A 13999-nucleotide genomic window follows, 5' to 3' on the forward strand; every position below is an offset into this window, starting at 1 on the left:
TGGAATACAGCCGCAATGCCCTGATTTGGCACCGGAACGCGCGCGCTTCAACCCCGCATGACCATTTCGGATTGAATTGGCTAGAGGTAACACGCCTCTTTGGCGCGTCCGCGCATCTTGTAGGCGCTGTTATCGCCGCATTGCTTGCCGTTGATCATCAGATCATAGGGGCATTGGCAGTCGCCGGTCTGGGCCTTGCGGGCCGGTTTGCCGGATTGAAAAAGGCTTGGAAGGGAAGGGCGTTTTGCCGGCTCACTGCTGGCGGGTTTTGCCGCTGCGATTGTGCGCTGGTGCTCCACAGGCGCATTCGGCCGCGGGGCCTTCGGGTCGGGCAGGGCCAGATAGTCGCCATGAACCCATCCGGCCTGTCCGCCAACCACGACACGCCGCCATTTTCCCGACCGTTCAAGCACTTTGGCCATCGCGCCCTGTTCCAGCCAGGTCAACATCCGCGATTGCCTGCTGGCATCCTCGCGCATCCGCACACGTGACACGGTGTAAAATTCTTGTGCAGCCGGGCTGTCCGGCTTCTTGATCGAAGCTGTGACAAGCGCAGATGGCCGCGGCGCAGACGGAGGCGAAGGCGAAGGCGAAGGTGAATCTGTGCGCGTCTGTTTTGCGTTTGTCGACGCGGACGCGGCTGGCTGTGATCGCACTGGTCTTTCAGCCCGCCCGCTGGTCGGTGCTGGAGACGAAATGGCAGCACGCTGCGATGCCGGAGGCGCCCGCTTGGCCACGGGCTCCTGGGTTGCAGCCCAGCCGCCAGCAGCCACCGCGCCAACCAGCAGCCATCTGAGTTTGGGAAAAACGAATCCAGCCATGGCGGCGATTGTGCCCGCCAAGCCTTAAAGCGGTGTTGACGCCACGTCGTTTGGTCTATTTTTGCGTCAGCGTTGTAATAAATCGTTTGGTGCGTTCGCGCTGCGGGTTTTCGAACACATCTTTCGCCGAACCGGTTTCAACAATCTCGCCAGCCTCGAGAAAAATCACCGAATTGGCAATGTTGGCGGCAAGCCTCAGGTCATGCGTGGCCATCACCATGGTGGTGCCCTCAGTTGCGAGCTTGCCCAAAACCTCAACCACCTCACCGGAAAGCTCCGGGTCGAGCGCGGATGTCGGTTCATCACACAGCAGAACGCGCGGCGAGGGCGCCAGTGCGCGCGCAATGGCAACGCGCTGCTGTTGCCCGCCGGAAAGTGTCGCCGGCCAGGCATCCGCCTTCTGTGCCATGCCAACCTTCTCCAGCAATTCCATTGCGTGCGCACGCGCTTTCTCAACTGACCATTTCAAGACAGTCGTCAGCCCCTCGGTGACATTTTCAAGTGCTGTGCGATGTGGAAACAGCTGGAAATTCTGGAACACCATGCCTGTCTGACGCCGCAATCGCCGTATGTCGGAGGAAGACGGCTTCTTGCCGGGGCTAAATGAGAGCGCTTCATCGCCAATCCGTACCGTTCCCGATGTGGGGATTTCCAGCAGGTTGATGCAGCGCAAAAGCGTGCTCTTGCCGCCACCTGACGGGCCCACCAAAGCTGTAACCGTGCCTTCGCCGATCTGCGCGCTAACGCCTTTCAAGACGAGATTGTCGCCAAATCGTTTCTCGATGGCAGATAGCTCGATCATGACCGCGCCTCCAGAAATCCGCCATAGCGGTTGAGGCGCGCTTCAAGCCGTACCTGCAACGACGACAGGATAGAGCTCAGGCCAAGATAGATGAGCGCAGCCTCGACATAGAGGATCAACGGCTCATAAGTGGTCGCGACAATGCGCTGTGCTGCCTGGAACATCTCAGGGACGGTGATAGCGGCGGCCAGCGACGTATCCTTGACCAAGGAGATAAAAGTGTTGGAAAGCGGCGGCACCGCGACCCGGAGTGCTTGTGGCAGGATGGTGCGGCGCATCGCCTGCGGCCCGCTCATGCCAACAGCATAGGCGGCCTCCCACTGGCCCTTGGCCACGGAAGATATCGAAGCCCGTATGATTTCGGACGAATAGGCACCGACATTGAGCGTAAACCCGATCAACGCAGCAGGAAACGCATCCAGTACGATGCCGACGCTGGGCAGCCCGTAAAAGATCAGGAAGAGCTGCACAAGCAGCGGCGTGCCGCGGAAAATCCAGACATAAAAGCGCACAATGACCACGAAGGGTGCAGCCGCAAACAACCGCACCAGCGCAACCAGCAAGCCGAGGCTCAGCCCGAACACAAAGGACAAAAGAGTAAGCGGTGCCGTAAATATCAGCGCAGCCCACAAAAGCGGGCCGAGCGAATTCAGCATCAGGAGCATCCAGTCAGGCAAGGTTTTCAAAGCTCCGCTCTGCGTCGCCGCAAGCGCGACATTATTCTCTTGCTGCCGCAAACAGCAAGCGGACCGGTTTTGCAACCGGTCCGCACACAAAATTGAGGTAAGGCTACTTGGAGACGTCGGCGCCGAAATATTTTTCTGCAATCGCCTTGTAGGTACCATCAGCCTTGATGTCGGCCAGTGCGGCATTGATGGCGGCCAGCAATTCCGGGTCACCCTTGCGGATGATGATACCCGAATAATCGGCGTTGGCCTCTTCGGCAGCAATTTTCACATTGGCGTCTGGCTTGTGCTTCTTGAAGTCCAGAAAGGAAAGGCTGTCATTGATGGTCGAATCGGCCCGGCCATTGAGGACAAGCTGTATCGACTGGTCGAACCCCTCGGTGCCAACCAGCGACGCACCTGCGTTTTCAGCAATCTTGCCGAAATTGCTCGACAGGGACTGTGCCGACTTCTTGCCTTTGAGATCAGCGAACCCTTTGATCTCCTCATTGTCGCCGCGCACGATCAACACCGCTTTGGACGCAATATAAGGGTCCGAAAAATCGAACTTCTGCTTCCGTTCCTCGGTGATGCCAACCTGGTTGATGACAGCGTCGTAACGCGTTGCGCCAAGTCCGGCGATCAAACCGTCCCATTTGCCTTCCAGAAACTCGGCCTTGACGCCAAGCTTCTTGGCCACAGATTCACCGATCTCGACATCGAAGCCGACAAGCTTGCCGTCGGTGTCATGATACGTGAAGGGCGCATAGGTGCCCTCAGTACCGATCTTAAATGTGCCAGCAGCCTTGATCGCGTCAAGATTTTCGCCCGCGGAAGCTGTGCCCGCAGCCAGCATCTGGAGGGTCGTCGCTGCAATTATCGTCTTGAGCCAGTTCATTAAGCCATTCCTATGTTTTTGCCACGTTTCGTGGCTTGGCGCTGAATCTGTCAAATAGCGTTGCCAAACGCCAAGGAAAGCATTCTGCCGCCACTAGGAGAGAGAGAATGGAATTCCAATAGCGAAGTCGTTTTACAACCAATTTACCCGTTCCCAAACGGCAGCGGCACTTGCCCGCTGGACTCCGGCTCTGAACGCGTAAGCAGCCCACGGAAAGGTTTTAAGACGGATTCACGATTTATACGCAACTTCTAGCATATGATCACAAGCATCGGGGACAAGTATACGTTGTCTTTATGCGGAAGCTAAAAGACAACGATTGGGGTTTGGGGTTTATTTACCATGGGTGTCATTTCCTGCATCGTCACAGAGCACAATCTGTGGCTTGTGATCCTGGCAGCGATTACCTGCGTGAGCGGGTGTTGGGTTGCCCTCGGTCTCTTAAAGCGCGCCAATGACCGCACGGGACTGCAACAGAGCGGCTGGCTCTTTCTCTCTTCGGTGGCTGCAGGTTCCTGCGTCTGGTGTACCCATTTCATTGCCATGCTCGCCTACAATCCGGGCGCTCCCATCACCTTCGACCCGGTGCTGACGCTTCTGTCGCTGATGATCGTCATCGCCGGCAGCGCCTATAGCTTCACCATCGCACTGAAGCGGTTTCGCGGCGCGCCTGAATGGGGTGGTGTCGGCCTTGGTCTTTCCATTTTAGCCATGCACTACACCGGCATGTTCGCATACCGCATCGACGGGATCGTCGAGTGGAATTTCGGCTACATCGCAGCCTCAGCCATTATCTCGGCTGCTTTCGGCGCCCTGACACTCGGTCAGGCTGTGCGCCGGCCCTATGAGGGTTCGCACTATCTGGCACTCGCCTTCATGGTGCTGGGCGTCGTTGGTCTCCACTTCACCGGAATGACCGCCCTTTCGGTAACCCCGCTCAACACCGGTGCGGTGCCGACAGACCCCAACGTGCTCAACGCCATGGCTATCGCGGTTGCCGGTGTCGGCCTCATTATCGCGGCAACGGGCGTCGCGAGCTACCTGATAGACGGCCGCTCCAGCTATGAATCTTTCCTGCGTCTTCAGCACCTTGCGCACAATGATGCACTCACGGGCTTGCCCAACAGGGTCAGCTTTGCCGAAGAACTCGACCGTGAAATCGCCCGCGCCGCCGATGGCAACGCAAAGGTCGCGGTGATAGGCATCGACCTGGATCGCTTCAAGGTCATCAACGATCTGCGTGGCCACAATGCTGGTGATCAGGCATTGAAGACCATTGCACTCAGGCTTTCAAAGGAAACGCGCTTGGGAGAGATGGTCGCCCGCGTTGGCGGCGACGAGTTTGCCGCGGTGAAGCGCTTCACGGACCAGAACGACCTCCTCGATTTTGTCTCACGCCTTGAAGCAGCCCTGTTCCAGCCGATCCGCATTGATGACTTTGAAACCGTTACCGGCGCTAGCATTGGCGTCGCCGTTTACCCGCAGGACGGCGACAGCAAGGAACGGCTGGTGAGCAATGCCGACCTGGCCATGTACCGTGCAAAAGCCGATGTCACGCGCGCCGTCTGCTTCTATGAATCTCGCATGGACGAGGCTTCGCGCTCGCGCCGAGCGCTGGCGCAGGACCTGCGTTCCGCCATCGAGCTGGATCAGCTTGAGCCGTACTATCAGGTTCAGACCGATGTTCAGACCGGCGACATACGTGGCTTCGAAGTGCTGTTGCGTTGGAACCATCCTCAGTTCGGACAGGTTCCGCCGGCCGAATTCATTCCGATAGCTGAGGAAAATGGCCAGATACTCTCAATCGGCGAATGGGTCCTCAGGACTGCATGCAGGCATGCGGCAGCCTGGGCCTTGCCCTACAAGATAGCCGTCAATCTCTCGCCGGTGCAGTTTGCCCATTCCGATCTGGCCAAGCTGGTACACGAGATCCTGCTTGAAACCGGTCTGGCGCCAAGCAGGCTGGAACTGGAGATCACCGAATCCACGATTATCGCGGACAAGATGCGCACGCTCCACATCCTGCGCCAGATCAAGGCTCTCGGTGTCACCATCGCCCTTGATGATTTTGGTACCGGCTATTCATCGCTCGACACCTTGCGCTCGTTCCCCTTCGACAAGGTCAAACTAGACCGCTCGTTTATGAACGAAGTGGAGCGCAGCCCGCAGGCAAAGGCCATCGTGCGCGCGGTTCTCACACTGGGCCGTAGTCTGGAAATCCCAGTACTCGCCGAAGGCGTCGAGACTGACGATCAGCTGACGATCCTGCGCGACGAACTCTGCGATGAAGCACAGGGTTTTCTACTTGGACGCCCCAAACCGCTAGACCAGCTGTTCGCGCCCACCGTTCTAAAGGGCGCGTCTCAGACCGTCCCGCTGTTCTCCGGACGTATGCAGCCGGCGCCGCTCAAGCGCCGTTTGGCCGGGTAATCAAGGTCGGTCTGACGGATTGCCGACCCATTCGGGGCCGCCGTTCAATTTGGGAACGGCGACCGATTGACAGGCAGGCTCGGATCTCGACCGACGACGAGAATGGGACGAGCACGGATGCAAAGATCAGCCGCGCACAGTCTATGGGTTGCCAATCTCAACAATGATTTTCTCGATGGCTCGACCGCCACCATTCCCGAACGGGCATCGCCAGCGAAAACCACGCGCTGTGGGGAGGACTTGGCGTCGGCGGTTTGCTGACTTGGGATGACGAGAACTATGCGGTTTATGGCGCGATACAGGGCAAGACCAGCCTTGAAGATTTCGGCTGCAGCCATGCATTGAGTGGTACCGGAGGCTTCAAGTTGCGCTGGTGATTCAAGCATCGTTGCGCACGCCAGGTGTTGTCGAAACCGGTGCCCGCACAGGGCGTCGTAAATGTCTTCGCAACTGCAATGAAAAAAGTCTGGTACGCCCAAGGGGAATCGAACCCCTGTTACCGCCGTGAAAGGGCGGTGTCCTAACCGCTAGACGATGGGCGCGCTCAGACGTCCGCCTTATAGTAAGGTTGTTCGCATCGGGCAACCCCGTCTGGCACCCCGTTCCAAACTTTTTAATGCGCGCACAATTTACCCGAGCGAGACTTTCGCTCGCGGCAGTAAGTTGATGAAAAGAAGTGGGAATATGGAGCTGGTGGAAAGGCACGCTGCGCGGCTTCGGTCGAGCAGCGATCAAATCTATTGGCGACGACGGCAGCGCCAGTTCCAGTCGCGTTCCGGTCCCACGTCGATATGTACCGAATCCGTGTGGCAATAAGTGCCAACGCCACCACGACCGGGCATGGAACGGATATAGGTCGCCAACTCCCACTTGCTGATGCCATCGATCTGGATATCGGCGGCAGCGCAATACATGTGGAGAGAATTCTTGGCACCGCGGGCACGCCGATTGTGCGACGGATTGCGGTAGCCGGACGTCACCATGACCTTGCGACCATAGTGCTGCTCGATGACTTTGAGTTCGCGCACCAAGGACGGCTTCAGGCAGGCGACATCAACCTCGCCGGTCTGCGTGCGCAGGCCATTTGGCGCAAGGCGCGCCAGGCCCGCAGCCGAAGCCAGCCGAACCGGCCCGCCAACTTCGTCTTCGTGGACATCCACGTCGCTGTCATCGTCAAGGCCGGATTTGCGCTTGATCTCAAACAGAGCGTTCTGGCGAACGCCGGGCAGGGCGTCGGCGCTGGCTGTGCGGTTTACCAGCGGTTTGGTGTCCGCAGACGACAGCGATGCCAGTTGCACCAGTGGTTCGGCAGGTCTCGCCTTGGGAGCTACTGCCGGGGCAGTCGTCGGATTTGTCAGGATCTGCTTGAAGGCCTGGGGCTGTTCGGGCCTCGCGGGCGCAGCATTCGCCTTTCCAAAAAGGGAAGAGAGGAATGTTTTCTTCTTGGCATTGACCGGGGCGGTAGGTGCAATTGCCGGAGCGGTCGCCACAATCTGCGGCTCCTCGACATCAGCAACGTCGACACCAGCAACGTCGATTTCAGTACTGCGCAGCGCAGGCGTGGGAACAACTGCAACGACCGGGCCAACCTCCGTTGCCTGCGCGGGCAGGGTGGCAACCGCTGTCGCAGCCTCCGGGACAGGGTTCGCTGCTTCCTGTTCGGCTGGCGCCGGCATTTGCGGCGCAGCGGCCACTTCTGTTGCAGGCATATCTGCGGCAGTCGCTGCAACCGGGGCTTCCTGCGCGATTGCAAAGCTCGTAGCGGAGGGGTTTGTTGTCGGCAGGTAGGCAACTTGCGTCGGCAAGGCACCATCAGCGCTTGCCGCTTGGGATCCGGCTGGATTTTCGGCAGTGGAATAGTTTGGGGCAACCGCTGCGCCCGCCATGTTAAACGCAGGCGAGGTCATTTCCATTGAAGGATCGGAGGTCGAGCACGACGCCAAAAGCATGGCAGCCAGCGCACCCAATATGGCGTGGCCTTGCCCGCTTGCATAGCGCGGTCGCACTGCTTTCAAGCCGCTTCCCCTTAGTTTGTCCCAAGTCGCGGCGTACCAGCCAGAGCGACAACTTCCGAATGAACTTCACGAACGACGTTTATGAAACTCGGAAAACAGACCCAAACCACTTTAAGGCTAACGAAGTATTACGCCTCAGCGGAAGGACTGCATAAAAACGCCTGCGACCATTTCGCCGGTTTTAACCGGCTGGTCAATTCACCGCAGATTACAAGCTGTTACACACGTGTTTTGACATAGGTTCCGGGCGCGTCGCCCAATACTTGGGAACGTGTGCCGGGCTGGCGTGCCGCAACGCGTTCGTCGGAGTGGGATTCCATCCAGCTTTGCCAGTGGGGCCACCAGGATCCCTTGGTTTCAACGGCATTTTCAACCCAATTCTCGAACTCACCCACAGGCCTTGCACCACTCCAGTATTGATATTTCCCGGCTTCCGGAGGATTGACCACGCCGGCAATGTGGCCGGAACCCGCCATCACGAAATCGACAGGTCCGCCAAAATGGTGGCACCCCACGAAAACCGATTTGGCTGGCGCAATGTGGTCCTCTCGCGCGGCAAGGCTGTAGACGGGAATCACGATGTCACTGAGCGAAAGCGTTCGACCGGCAAGTTCCATCCGGCCTTGAGACAGCGTGTTGTCGAGATAGCAATTGCGCAGGTAGAATGAATGGTTGGCCGCCGCCATCCGGGTGGAATCGGCGTTCCAGTACAGAAGGTCGAACGGTACCGGATCCTTTCCGCGCATATAATTGTTCACGACATAGGGCCAGATCAGATCGCCCGAGCGCAGCATGTTGAAGGCTGCCGCCATGCGGGTGCCTTCCAGAAATCCTTTTCCGCTCATCGAACGCTCGACCGCTGCCACCTGTTCCTCGTCGACAAACACCTTCAGATCACCGGCGTGAGTGAAATCGATCTGTGTCGTGAAGAATGTCGCGGTGCTAATCCGGTCATCGCCCTCTTGTGCCATGAGGGCCAACGCAGCAGTCAGCAGCGTCCCGCCAACGCAATAGCCGATCGCGTTGACCTCACTTTCGCCGGTGGCCGTCTCGATCGAGTCGAGCGCAAATTGCAGGCCGTCACGAGTATAGGCTTCCCAGTCCTTGGCACCGTGGCGTTCGTCAGGGTTGACCCAGGAAATCACGAACACCGTGTGGCCCTGCTCTACCGCCCAGCGGATGAAGGATTTTTGCGGGTTGAGGTCGAGGATATAAAACTTGTTGATCCAGGGCGGGCAGATGAGGAGAGGGCGCTTGAACACCGTTTCAGTTGTCGGCGTGTACTGGATGATCTCGGCCAGATCGCTGCGCGCAACCACTTTGCCCGGCGTCACCGCAATGTTTTTGCCAACCGAAAAACGCGAATAATCACCCTGCCGGACTTTCAGTTCACCTTTTCCTGCAGCGATATCCTCGCCCAGCATTTTCATGCCGCGGATGAGGTTTTCACCGTTGGAGGCGATTGTCTCGCGAAACAGTTCCGGGTTGGTGAGGATGAAGTTCGAAGGCGAAATCGCGTTGGACACCTGCTTCATATAAAAGCCGGCCTTGTGCTTCGTGTGCGCATCCAGCCCGTCGGCATTCTCGACCAGATCTGCAGCCCAGCGCGAGGTGACCAGATAGGCCTGCTTGAGGAAGTCGAAAAATGCATTGCGGCCCCATTCCGGGTCCTGGAACCGGCGGTCGCCGCGCTCAGGCTCTACAGAACCGTCTGAACGGGTGTCCCCGCCCGCCCGCAGAAGAGCATTTTGCCACACGCCGATGTAGCCGGAAAACAGCCGCGTCTGCGCCTCAAGCGCGCGGTTGGGATCGCCAAGCCAATATTCCGTCAGCTTGGAAAAGGTTTTGACCATATCCGTCAGTTGGTCATTGGCGCTGTCGTTGATCTCGCCCTTTTCGCGCGGCTGAACCCATGCAGACGCTGCCTTCCCGGCTTCCTCCACCATCCGCGCCAAGTTCAGCGCGAACTGTTCGGGGTCTCGTATAAGATACTGCTCGACTGACGAGCCCGAAATATCTCCATCGGTTTGCTCGCCGGTCTTTGCGTCTTCCCGCGGCGTTTTGGATGCGGCCGACATGGTTGAGCGTGCCTCCCCAGGCGATTTATTGACATAATTGGTTGCGACGTTCATGTGGATTGAACGGCGCGTTGCCCGCTTTACAAAGCCTGTCTGGACAAGACTATGACATATCTCACCGGCGGACATGTTTTTTTTGGCGCTCGGCTGACCAGTATTGCTGCATTGGCCATGCTTCTGGTCGGGTGTGCGTCGGCAACGATTGAAGACGCTGTTCCCTCAGGTGCCAACGGTCCCGCCAATACGGGAACGTATCCCAACCTCAACATCCCCCCACAATCCGCTGCCGAACAGATTTCGGCAGAAAAGAAAGCGGCAGACCTCGCCGCGCTGAACGCAGAACAGCAGCAGAACGCAGCCTTTGGCGCAGCACCTTCCGGGCAGACCGACCCGGCGCTGCTGCGCAGGCTGGGTCAAACCCATGGCACCAACGCCCTGAAACAGATTGAAAAGACACCTTAGCTAAGTTTGGAATTGCGCATCGGCGCCGGCCATCGACCAAAAATTTGTTTGGTTATAGAGCGGCGCCAGTTTTCAAAACCCCGCCTTTGTCTGGAATTAACATGGAAGAATTCTACAAGGTCCGCCGCCTTCCGCCATACGTGTTTGAGCAGGTCAACCGGCTTAAGGCCAGCGCGCGCTCCAAAGGAGCTGACATTATCGATCTGGGCATGGGCAACCCCGATCTCCCGACGCCAACAGCCATTGTCGACAAACTTTGTGAAGTGGTGCGCGACCCGCGTACCCACCGCTATTCCTCATCGCGCGGCATTCCTGGCCTCAGGCGCGCGCAGGCCAGCTATTACGCGCGTCGCTTCGGCGTGAAGCTCGATCCAGATTCGCAGATCGTCGCGACGTTGGGCTCCAAGGAGGGCTTTGCCAACATGGCGCAGGCGATCACCGCGCCGGGCGATGTGATCCTGTGTCCGAACCCGACCTATCCTATTCACGCTTTCGGCTTCATCATGTCAGGCGGCGTTATCCGTTCGCTGCAGGCCGAACCAAACACCGATTTCATTCCGGCACTTGAGCGTGGCATGCGCCATTCCATTCCAAAACCGCTGGCCCTGATTTTGAACTACCCATCCAATCCGACGGCCCATGTCGCGAGCCTCGATTTCTACAAGGATGTCGTCGCTTTCGCCAAAAAGAACGACATCATCATTTTGTCGGATCTTGCCTATGCCGAACTCTATTTCGACGGCAATCCGCCGCCGTCTGTTTTGGAGGTTCCTGGTGCCATCGATATCGCGGTGGAATTCACGTCGATGTCGAAAACGTTTTCAATGCCTGGCTGGCGTATGGGGTTTGCCGTCGGCAATGAACGGCTGATCTCGGCGCTGACACGGGTCAAATCTTATCTGGACTATGGCGCGTTCACACCGATCCAGGTTGCCGCAGCTGCCGCGCTGAATGGCGACGGCGAGGATATCGCGGAGGTCCGGGAGATTTACCATCGCCGCCGCGACGTCATGGTCGATGCTTTCGGCCGCGCGGGCTGGGCCATTCCGGCGCCGGCTGCGACAATGTTTGCGTGGGCGCCGATCCCCGAACCATTCAAGCACCTTGGCTCGCTTGAGTTTTCCAAGCTTCTCATCGAAAATGCTGACGTAGCGGTAGCTCCTGGCATTGGCTTTGGCGAACATGGCGACGACTATGTACGGCTGGCACTGGTGGAGAACGAACACCGCATCCGCCAGGCTGCGCGCAGTATCAAGCGTTTCCTCTCCAGCGCAACCAATCAGCCAGACAATGTTGTGCCGCTCGCCGCAAGGCGCTAAGTCCCGATCTCAATTTCTTTGATTGGATTGGAGACGGCCAGATGGCGGAAGCATTGCGTGTTGGAATTGCTGGACTTGGCACAGTTGGAGCCGCGGTGGTCCGCATTATGGCTGCCAAAGCCGGCGAATTCACCCGCCAATGCGGGCGCGACCTCGTCGTGACCGCAATTTCAGCCCGCGACCGCACAAAAGACCGCGGCGCGGATCTGAGCGGCGCAAAATGGTTCGATGACCCGGTCTCACTGGCGAAATCTGGCGACATTGATGTTTTTGTCGAACTGATCGGCGGCGATTCCGGGCCCGCCCATGACTGCGTAAAGGCGGCGCTGGAGGCTGGCCGTCACGTGGTGACCGCGAATAAGGCATTGCTTGCGAAACACGGCGTGGCGCTGGCGGAAATCGCCGAATCCAAAGGCGTTCTTCTGAACTACGAGGCAGCCGTTGCCGGTGGCATTCCGGTCATCAAGACAATGCGCGAGGCGATGGCCGGCAATAGCGTCACCCGTGTTTTCGGGATTCTCAATGGCACCTGCAACTACATTTTGACCCGTATGGAAGCTGAAGGCCTTTCTTTTCAGGACTGTCTGAAGGACGCCCAGCGGCTTGGCTATGCGGAAGCGGACCCGACATTTGACATCGAAGGTCACGACACCGCCCACAAGCTGTCGATCCTCACCAGCCTTGCCTTTGGCACCAAGATCGCAGCCGACGACATCTATATGGAAGGCATCTCCAACATTAGCCAGGCCGATATTCGCGCCGCCGGTGAACTGGGCTACCGAATCAAGCTTTTGGGTGTCGCGCAGAAGACCGAAAGTGGCATTGAACAGCGCGTCCACCCCACCATGGTGCCCACTGCCAGCGTTATCGCGCAGGTTCATGGCGTCACCAATGCCGTGGCGATCGAGACTGATATTGTCGGCGAGCTTCTCCTGTCCGGCCCAGGCGCAGGCGGCAACGCCACCGCATCGGCAGTGCTGGGTGATATCGCTGATATCGCCAAGAGTAGCCCAGGCTTCCAGCACGGCCCGGTATTTGGCCGCCCGGCTAAGGAACTGCGACCATATAAGAAGGCGCAGATGCGCACTCATGCCGGCGGCTATTTTATTCGTTTGACGGTGCATGACCGTGTCGGCGTCTTCGCTGCCGTGGCAAAGCGGATGGCCGACAATTCGATATCGCTGGAATCCATTGTTCAGCACGCTGTCGGCGCCAACGAAGACCAGCAGAAGACAGTGATCCTCGTCACCCACGAGACCACCGAGGCGGCTGTTCGCAAGGCGGTCGACGGCATCACCAAGGATGGGCATCTGACCGACAAGCCGCAGGTGATCCGCATCGAGCGCGCCGGATAATTCGTTTTTTTGGAGGGAGCGTCGGCGCGCGCCACTCCTCTTCAATCGATTGATATGTCGAACCTTTCCACAATGGCGCGGCGGGGTCTTGCTGTTGTCATCGCACTTTGACACAAGGAGCGCCGTCCCGCCGGCGGCGGAGGCTAGGGGTTTTCCAGGCAGGAACATGACAATGGCAAACAATGCGATGGCCGGTCTCGACCGCATTCTCACGATGGAACTTGTACGCGTGACCGAGCGCGCCGCCGTTGCGGCTGCCCGCTTGCGCGGGCGCGGCGACGAAATGGCAGCGGATCAGGTCGCAGTCGATGCGATGCGCTCAGAACTGAACCGGCTCCCTATTCGCGGCACGGTGGTGATCGGTGAGGGCGAGCGCGACGAAGCCCCAATGCTTTACATCGGCGAAGTGGTGGGCAGCGGCGATGGCCCTGCAGTCGATATTGCGCTCGATCCACTGGAAGGCACCACGATCTGTGCCAAGAACCTGCCCAACTCTCTGGCCGTCATCGCGATTGCCGAAAAAGGCAGCCTTCTTTACGCGCCCGATGTCTACATGGACAAAATCGCGATTGGACCCGGCTATCCAGCCGGCCTGATCAATCTCGAAGCATCACCGGCAGAAAATATTGCAGCACTCGCCAAAGCCAAGGGTGTTCCTGTCGGGGAGATTGCCGCCTGCATTCTCGACCGGCCACGCCATGCAAAGCTGATCGAGGCCGTGCGTGCCACGGGCGCTGCCATCCGCCTCATCGGCGATGGCGATGTTGCCGGTGTCATCCACACCACTGATCCCGATGAGACCGGCATCGACATCTATCTCGGCACCGGCGGTGCGCCTGAAGGCGTGCTGGCAGCTGCAGCGCTGCGCTGCATTGGTGGCCAAATGCAGGGCCGCTTGCTTCTGGATTCGGACGAAAAGATTGCGCGCGCCGCAACGATGGGCATCACCGACCCGAACAAGATCTACCGGGCCGACGAAATGGCGCGGGGCGACGTTCTGTTCGCCGCAACCGGTGTGACCGACGGCAACATGCTGGCCGGCGTCAAGTTCAACCGTGATTCGATCGAGACGCACACGCTGGTGCTGCGCTCCTCGTCGAGAACGGTTCGCGAAATCAAGGCGCGCCATCAGGATCTCGACAAATTCTGACGCC

General features: G+C 58.6%; 11 protein-coding genes and 1 tRNA gene. 5 read left to right on the top strand and 7 right to left on the bottom strand.

Translation table 11 applies throughout. The features are described 5' to 3' along the window. Positions 1–80: 80 nt before the first annotated feature. The 4 genes from GA830_RS20295 to GA830_RS13095 all read right to left on the bottom strand — a co-directional run bounded on the left by GA830_RS20295 (position 81) and on the right by GA830_RS13095 (position 3186). Positions 81–821, bottom strand: a complete 741-nt coding sequence (locus tag GA830_RS20295; RefSeq protein WP_308460447.1) for an SH3 domain-containing protein — start codon at positions 819–821, stop codon at positions 81–83. 55 nt (positions 822–876) lie between these two features. Next, positions 877–1623, bottom strand: coding sequence for an amino acid ABC transporter ATP-binding protein (locus GA830_RS13085; protein ID WP_195162276.1), 747 nt, complete (start codon positions 1621–1623; stop codon positions 877–879). Further along, positions 1620–2300: an amino acid ABC transporter permease gene (locus tag GA830_RS13090; protein WP_195164939.1), complete on the bottom strand. Its 681-nt coding sequence runs from the start codon at positions 2298–2300 to the stop codon at positions 1620–1622. The genes GA830_RS13085 and GA830_RS13090 overlap by 4 nt, the downstream gene beginning before the upstream one ends. A 112-nt stretch (positions 2301–2412) precedes the next feature. Next, positions 2413–3186, bottom strand: coding sequence for an amino acid ABC transporter substrate-binding protein (locus tag GA830_RS13095; RefSeq protein ID WP_195162277.1), 774 nt, complete (start codon positions 3184–3186; stop codon positions 2413–2415). 342 nt (positions 3187–3528) lie between these two features. Between GA830_RS13095 and GA830_RS13100 the strand changes: the two genes are divergently transcribed. Further along, on the top strand, positions 3529–5616 hold the full coding sequence (locus tag GA830_RS13100) for a putative bifunctional diguanylate cyclase/phosphodiesterase (RefSeq protein ID WP_195162278.1): 2088 nt from the start codon (positions 3529–3531) through the stop codon (positions 5614–5616). A 467-nt stretch (positions 5617–6083) separates the two neighbouring features. Here the strand turns inward: GA830_RS13100 and GA830_RS13105 are convergent. From GA830_RS13105 to GA830_RS13115, 3 genes are all read right to left on the bottom strand, one after another. Further along, positions 6084–6158: transfer RNA gene (locus GA830_RS13105), tRNA-Glu, on the bottom strand. A 195-nt stretch (positions 6159–6353) separates the two neighbouring features. After that, entirely contained in the window at positions 6354–7631 is a 1278-nt protein-coding gene (locus GA830_RS13110) for a D-Ala-D-Ala carboxypeptidase family metallohydrolase (protein ID WP_258045430.1), read from the bottom strand. A 218-nt stretch (positions 7632–7849) separates the two neighbouring features. Continuing rightward, positions 7850–9709: a PHA/PHB synthase family protein gene (locus tag GA830_RS13115; RefSeq protein WP_195162279.1), complete on the bottom strand. Its 1860-nt coding sequence runs from the start codon at positions 9707–9709 to the stop codon at positions 7850–7852. 105 nt (positions 9710–9814) lie between these two features. Here GA830_RS13115 and GA830_RS13120 point away from each other — a divergent pair, with 105 nt between their 5' ends. From GA830_RS13120 to glpX, 4 genes are all read left to right on the top strand, one after another. Beyond that, positions 9815–10171 (top strand): hypothetical protein, encoded by a 357-nt coding sequence (locus GA830_RS13120; RefSeq protein WP_195162280.1) that lies wholly within the window; start codon positions 9815–9817, stop codon positions 10169–10171. Positions 10172–10272: 101 nt separating this feature from the next. Beyond that, positions 10273–11490: an LL-diaminopimelate aminotransferase gene (locus GA830_RS13125; protein WP_195162281.1), complete on the top strand. Its 1218-nt coding sequence runs from the start codon at positions 10273–10275 to the stop codon at positions 11488–11490. A 41-nt stretch (positions 11491–11531) separates the two neighbouring features. Continuing rightward, positions 11532–12845 (top strand): homoserine dehydrogenase, encoded by a 1314-nt coding sequence (locus GA830_RS13130; protein ID WP_195162282.1) that lies wholly within the window; start codon positions 11532–11534, stop codon positions 12843–12845. 172 nt (positions 12846–13017) lie between these two features. Continuing rightward, positions 13018–13995, top strand: a complete 978-nt coding sequence (glpX, locus tag GA830_RS13135) for a class II fructose-bisphosphatase (RefSeq protein WP_374939267.1) — start codon at positions 13018–13020, stop codon at positions 13993–13995. The last annotated feature ends 4 nt before the right edge of the window (positions 13996–13999 follow it).

It is taken from the genome of Mesorhizobium sp. NBSH29 (assembly GCF_015500055.1).
GTDB lineage: Bacteria > Pseudomonadota > Alphaproteobacteria > Rhizobiales > Rhizobiaceae > Neomesorhizobium.

Bases quoted from the DNA above. Each gene is read 5' to 3' on its own strand.
- GA830_RS20295 (WP_308460447.1), bottom strand. From the start codon at position 821: ATGGCTGGATTCGTTTTTCCCAAACTCAGATGGCTGCTGGTTGGCGCG.
- GA830_RS13120 (WP_195162280.1), top strand. From the start codon at position 9,815: ATGACATATCTCACCGGCGGACATGTTTTTTTTGGCGCTCGGCTGACC.
- GA830_RS13085 (WP_195162276.1), bottom strand. From the start codon at position 1,623: ATGATCGAGCTATCTGCCATCGAGAAACGATTTGGCGACAATCTCGTC.
- GA830_RS13125 (WP_195162281.1), top strand. From the start codon at position 10,273: ATGGAAGAATTCTACAAGGTCCGCCGCCTTCCGCCATACGTGTTTGAG.
- GA830_RS13095 (WP_195162277.1), bottom strand. From the start codon at position 3,186: ATGAACTGGCTCAAGACGATAATTGCAGCGACGACCCTCCAGATGCTG.
- GA830_RS13115 (WP_195162279.1), bottom strand. From the start codon at position 9,709: ATGTCGGCCGCATCCAAAACGCCGCGGGAAGACGCAAAGACCGGCGAG.
- GA830_RS13100 (WP_195162278.1), top strand. From the start codon at position 3,529: ATGGGTGTCATTTCCTGCATCGTCACAGAGCACAATCTGTGGCTTGTG.
- glpX (WP_374939267.1), top strand. From the start codon at position 13,018: ATGGCAAACAATGCGATGGCCGGTCTCGACCGCATTCTCACGATGGAA.
- GA830_RS13130 (WP_195162282.1), top strand. From the start codon at position 11,532: ATGGCGGAAGCATTGCGTGTTGGAATTGCTGGACTTGGCACAGTTGGA.